The organism is Streptomyces populi, from assembly GCF_002911015.1.
Classification (GTDB): domain Bacteria; phylum Actinomycetota; class Actinomycetes; order Streptomycetales; family Streptomycetaceae; genus Streptomyces; species Streptomyces populi.
On sequence record NZ_KZ627080.1, the window covers coordinates 1 to 2,108 of the forward strand.

The window sequence follows — 2,108 nt, forward strand, 5'->3', positions numbered from 1 at the left end:
CGGGGATCGAGTTGCACGGGCGCTCGGGGGTGGCGTTGGTGCTGGGGGCGCTGTGGGGGGCGGGGGCGGGGGGCGTGGGGGCGTTGCTGGCTCGGGCCAGTGGGGCTGCGGGGCGGAGGGCTGTCGAGGGTATTGGGGGTGCCGGGAGTGGCAGGGGTGTCGGGAATGGCAGGGCTGCCGGGGGTGTCGGGGTGGCACCGGGTGACGAGGGGGTCGGTGCTGTGGGTTCGGGGGCGGGTGCGGGTTCCGGTGCGGGGCCGTATCGGCCTGGGGGGTCTTATCGGGCGCCCAACCCTGACACCAATCCGTACCTGAAGGTGCCGGACGCGTTGCGGGAGCCGGAGGACCGGGCGCCGGGGGATGTGTACGGGGCGCCCACCATGGTGGGGCCGATCGGGCCCTCGTCGAAGCGGAGGCCGGACGGGCCGCCGCCGTTGCCGCCGCCTCCGCCGCCGGTTCCGCCTTCGTCGGACGAGGGGCCGCCGTCTCCGCGCCGTCCTCGGCGCTGAGGCGGGTTCGGGTGCGGGTGCGGGTGCGGGTAGGTCGTGGGGCGGGGCCGTGCCGGTGCATCAGCCCGTCGCCGTCGGGTGAGGCGTGGGCGTCGGTGGCGACGGGCATCGATGGACCGGCACGGCCCCTCGCGTGCGTACCCGGCTGCGGGTGCGTCGTGGTGTGGGCGCAGCCCCTCATCGGCGTGAGTTTCAGCCCCTCCGGCGTTTGAGGAGCGGGGTCCGGGGCGGAGTCCCAGGTACGGGAAGGGGAGGGGCGGGGCGGAGAGGGCGAAGGAACGGTTGTGGGCCCGCAGCGCCCGTGGTGGGGGCGGACCGGAAGGTGCGGGGGTGTCGTGGCGGGCGTCCCGGGCGGGTGGGTGGGGGTTCGTCACCCTTGGGTCTCCGGGGCGTCACCCAGTGTTCCGTGTCCGCTAGGCGGACCGGGCGGGCGGGAGGCACTGGGTGCCGGATACGGTGGGAAATACCATGAGCGCTTCACATACCCCTGATGTGCCCACTCTTCTTGTCAAGATCTTCGGCAAGGACCGGCCGGGCATCACCGCCGGACTCTTCGACACCCTCGCCGCCTACTCCGTCGACGTGGTCGACATCGAGCAGGTCGTCACCCGGGGCCGGATCGTGCTGTGCGCGCTCGTGACCGAGCCGCCCGCAGGCCTCGAAGGCGATCTCCGGTCGACCGTCCACAGCTGGGCGGAGTCGATGAAGATGCAGGCGGAGATCATCTCCGGCCTCGGCGACAACCGCCCTCGCGGCCTGGGACGTTCGCTGGTCACGGTGCTCGGACATCCCCTCACCGCGGAGTCGACGGCCGCGATCGCGGCACGGATCACGAAGACCGGCGGCAACATCGACCGTATCTTCCGGCTGGCCAAGTACCCGGTGACCGCGGTCGAGTTCGCGGTGTCCGGTACGGAGACCGAGGAGTTGCGCACCGCGCTGGTGACCGAGGCTTCGGCGCTCGGTGTGGACATCGCGGTGGTGGCCGCGGGCCTGCACCGGCGGGCCCAGCGTCTTGTCGTGATGGACGTGGACTCCACCCTCATCCAGGACGAGGTGATCGAGCTCTTCGCCGCGCACGCCGGGTGCGAGGACGAGGTCGCGGAGGTCACGGCGGCCGCGATGCGCGGTGAGCTGGACTTCGAGCAGTCCCTGCACGCGCGCGTGGCCCTCCTCGAGGGGCTGGACGCGTCGGTGGTGCACAAGGTGCGCGAGGAGGTGCGGCTGACGCCGGGCGCGCGGACCCTGATCCGTACGCTGAAGCGGCTCGGCTTCCAAGTCGGTGTCGTCTCCGGCGGGTTCACCCAGGTCACCGACGATCTGAAGGAACGGCTCGGGCTCGACTTCGCCCAGGCCAACACGCTGGAGATCGTGGACGGGAAGCTGACCGGCCGGGTCACCGGTGAGATCGTGGACCGGGCGGGCAAGGCACGGCTGCTGCGCCGGTTCGCCGCCGAGGCCGGGGTACCGCTGGCCCAGACCGTGGCGATCGGCGACGGCGCCAACGACCTGGACATGCTGAACGCCGCCGGTCTCGGGGTCGCCTTCAACGCCAAGCCGGTCGTACGGCAGGCCGCGCACACCGCGGTGAACTTCCCG

At 72.5% G+C, this 2,108-nt stretch carries 1 protein-coding gene; it reads left to right on the forward strand.

Annotated features, from left to right (window positions below; genetic code table 11):
• Nucleotides 1–977: 977 nt before the first annotated feature.
• Nucleotides 978–2,108: phosphoserine phosphatase SerB (serB, locus tag CW362_RS42710; RefSeq protein ID WP_103554944.1), on the forward strand; the 1,131-nt coding region annotated here is incomplete at its 3' end.